3 protein-coding genes and 1 pseudogene are annotated in these 3,684 nt (G+C 61.5%); all 4 read right to left on the reverse strand.

Annotation, left to right across the window (positions count from 1 at the left end):
* Positions 1–376, reverse strand: a pseudogene (locus tag FEM54_RS27395) (acetyl-CoA carboxylase, carboxyltransferase subunit beta); the annotation flags it as partial.
* 245 nt (positions 377–621) lie between these two features.
* Positions 622–1,254, reverse strand: a complete 633-nt coding sequence (locus tag FEM54_RS27400) for a phosphoribosylanthranilate isomerase (RefSeq protein WP_138453734.1) — start codon at positions 1,252–1,254, stop codon at positions 622–624.
* A gap of 64 nt (positions 1,255–1,318) precedes the next feature.
* Positions 1,319–2,143: a tRNA pseudouridine(38-40) synthase TruA gene (gene truA, locus FEM54_RS27405; protein WP_056861241.1), complete on the reverse strand. Its 825-nt coding sequence runs from the start codon at positions 2,141–2,143 to the stop codon at positions 1,319–1,321.
* Positions 2,144–2,368: 225 nt separating this feature from the next.
* Positions 2,369–3,684: motility hub landmark protein FimV (locus FEM54_RS27410; protein ID WP_138453735.1), on the reverse strand; the 1,316-nt coding region annotated here is incomplete at its 5' end.

The following is a 3,684-nucleotide window of genomic DNA, read 5'->3' on the forward strand; positions in this document are numbered from 1 at the left end:
CTACCACCGGCATACCCAGCAGCTTGCCGCTGACCGAAATCAGCGCGTCTTTTTCGCCGGTCTGCTTCTGCGCTGCGGTCAAGCGGTCCTTGTACTTCTTGCCGTCGCGGAACTTGAGACGGTCAACCGGCTCCAGGTCTGCGCCCAGCTCGTTACGGCCGTCGGCATCAAGGAAGATGTCGATGCGCGCACGGGCGCCGATGCGCATGTGATGGTTGCACTTGGGGCAAACGTCCAGGGTCTTTTCCAGCTCCGGGCGGTACAGCACCGCGTCGCAGGATGGGCACTTGTGCCACAGACCTTCAGGAACCGAGCTTTTCTTCACCTCGGACCGCATGATCGAAGGGATCAGTTTGTCTACTAACCAGTTGCTCATGCTTTCTTTCTCCAGTACCGGTGGCTTGAACACAGCCCCGCGTATGCCCTTGAGCTAAATTCATATATGGCGATGACACAGGCTGGACGGGGTCAGACGTTCGACCGGCCATTTCCCGCCTGTATCCTCAGCCTTCCAGACAACCTGCCAACGCAGGGTTGCCACTTCATTTCCGGGCCTCCCGCAGGCGGCGCCGGTGCTGTTCTACACAGTGGTAGTTATGGACGGCGGCAGACTGCCAGCCGTCACATCGCGCCACTGCTGTTGCGCACGGCCTGCATGAATGCGCGAATCTTGTGGTGATCCTTGATGCCCTTGCCCTGCTCCACTCCGCCGCTGACGTCCACCGCATAAGGCCGGACCTGCTCGATGGCCACCGCGACATTCGCGGGATTGAGCCCACCTGCGAGAATGATCGGCTTGCTCAAGCCTTCGGGAATCAGCGTCCAGTCGAACGCCTCACCCGTGCCGCCGGGCACGCCTTCGACATAGGTATCCAGCAAAATGCCGCGAGCGCCAGTATAGGCGGCGCACGCAGCAGCAATGTCATCTCCGGCCTTGACGCGCAGCGCCTTGATGTACGGGCGCTGGTAGCTTTCGCATTCATCGGGGCTTTCGTCACCGTGAAATTGCAGCATATCCAACGGCACGGCATCCAGGGTTTCGTTGAGTTCGCAACGGCTGGCGTTGACGAACAGCCCCACGGTGGTGACGAATGGCGGCAGCGCAGCGATAATCGCCCGCGCCTGCAACACATTCACCGCGCGCGGGCTCTTGGCATAAAACACGAAACCGATGGCATCCGCCCCCGCTTCGACTGCCGCCAGCGCGTCTTCTATGCGGGTAATCCCGCAAATCTTGCTGCGAACGGCTGGCATGTCGTGGAAACCTCAGGGGTTGGGCCGAGAAAGTCCCGGATGGTAACAAAAGCGCTTGCAGGCGTCAGCCGTCAAGTTCGCTGAAACCTGTGAGGAAATGTGGACCGATAAAGCGCTGCGGCAATTCAAACTCGTCGCGGTACTCCACATCCACCAGGTACAAGCCGAACGGGTGCGCCGTGACACCGCCGGTGCGGCGAACGCGGCTCTCCAGCACTTCCCGCGCCCACTCCACCGGGCGCTCGCCAGTGCCGATGGTCATCAGCACACCGGCAATATTGCGCACCATGTGGTGCAGGAAAGCACCGGCGCGGATATCCAGCACGATCATCTTGCCGTGACGGGTCACGCGCAGGTGATGGACTTCCTTGATCGGCGATTTAGCCTGGCATTGCCCCGCACGGAAGGCGCTGAAATCATGCACGCCGACCAGATGCCGGGCGGCCTCGGCCATACGTTCGGCATCCAGCGGGCGGTGGTTCCAGGTGATTTCCTGATTCAGGTGCGCCGGGCGGATCTGATCGTTGTAGATCACATAGCGGTAGCGCCGGGCAATGGCCTTGAAGCGCGCATGAAAATGCGCAGGCATGACCTTGGCCCAGGTCACGCTGACGTCATGGGGCAAATTGATATTAGCGCCCATCACCCAGGCTTTCAGCGTGCGCTCGGCCTGGGTGTCAAAGTGCACCACCTGGCCACAGGCATGCACACCGGCATCGGTACGCCCGGCACACATCAGCGAGACCGGCGAATCCGCCACCTTCGACAACGCGTTTTCGAGGGTTTCCTGCACAGTCAGCACACCTGAAGCCTGGCGCTGCCAGCCGCGATAGCGCGAACCTTTGTATTCCACGCCCAAGGCGATGCGGTTAAAGCCTGCGGCCGCCATTTCGGCAGCCGCGTTATCTATATTTGCCAAGAACTGAGAGCCCGATGAGTTGCGCGAAGGCGGGCATTATAAAGGCGCTGGAGCTATGCGGGGCGCTTTTGTTGTGTGGGAGCTGGCTTGCCTGCGATACAGGCACCTCGGTCTACAGTTGAGACCCGGTTGACGCCATCGCAGGCAAGCCAGCTCCCACACAAACCAGCTCCCACAGGGGGTTTGTATCAACTGTTAGATTTTGCCGAGCATTTCCTTGGCTTCACCGCGCTGCTCTTCACTGCCCTCGGTCAGCACTTCATTGAGGATGTCCTTTGCGCCATCCGCATCGCCCATGTCGATGTAGGCCTGGGCCAAGTCCAGCTTGGTGGCGACCTCGTCGGTGCCGGAAAGGAAGTCAAACTCCGGCTCATCAGCGCCCAACGCCGCGTCTTCAGCGGTGAAGGAAGGCTCGATCGGCGGATGCTCGAGGCTCGAAGACAGGCGATCGAGTTCTGCGTTGACGTCATCGAGCTGCGAGGCGAATGCATCAGGCTTGGCAACGGCCGGGGCTTGCGGCTCGTCCGCCAGGGACAGATCGAAGTCCTCCGGCAGGTCGAAATCGTCCAGCGCAGCCGGCTTGAGGGTCGGCGGCTCAACAGCCGGCACGTCCTTCATTTGATCTTCCAGGCCCGACAGGAAGTCGTCATCGGCCTGCGAAGACGGAGCCTCAAGCTGCAAGTCCAGGTCGAAGTCCGACAGGTCATCAGGGCTGGCCTTGGCTTCGGTCTGCTGTTGCAGCACCGACTCAAAGCTCGGCGCGTCTTTCGGGCTGACTACGGTGGGTGACGCCGCTTCCAGGTCATCCAGACTCAGGTCGAAATCGGTGTCGAACGCCTCAGGCTCCGGGGCAGGCGCGGCGGGCTTGTCTTCGAGCAAGTCCTTGACGTATTGAGCATCCAGGGCCGCCGCTGCCACCGCAGCACTGACGCCCGCCGCCAACACGGCCATGGCCGGGAAGCGGTTTTTGAGCTGCTCGACCTGGGCATGGTTTTCACCATTGGCCACCAGTTGACGCTCCTGGGTGACGAAACCGTCCTTGTCGCCTTGCAGGCCATAGACTTCCATCAACTTCAGGCGCAGGTCGCTGCGCTTGGGTTCGCGCTTGATCGCCTGCTCCAGCACATCGGCGGCCTGGTTCAGGTGGCCACGGTCGATATGGGATTGCGCTTGCGCCAGTGCATCACTGGAGTTTTCCGGGGCGACGGCGACGGCCAATGGCGCCAGCACGGAGGCGACCGATGGCACCACCACAGGCTCAGCAACCGCCGCCGGCGCAGGAGCAGCAGCCAATTTAACGTTCGGCGCTGCCACCTCAAGGCCTTCGAAGCTGTCCGCAGGCAGATCGTGATCCACATTTGGCGTAAATGCCGGTTCTTCGGCCAGCGCGCGTGCCATGCGCAGGTGCTTTTCCTCTTCGAGGCGCGCATTGCGATGGCGCGCCCACAGCAGCAGAAGCAACAACACCAGCAAGCCAGCCGCGCCACCGATTACACCAAGGACGATCGGAT

This window comes from Pseudomonas edaphica, from assembly GCF_005863185.1.
In the GTDB taxonomy this organism is placed as follows: domain Bacteria; phylum Pseudomonadota; class Gammaproteobacteria; order Pseudomonadales; family Pseudomonadaceae; genus Aquipseudomonas; species Aquipseudomonas edaphica.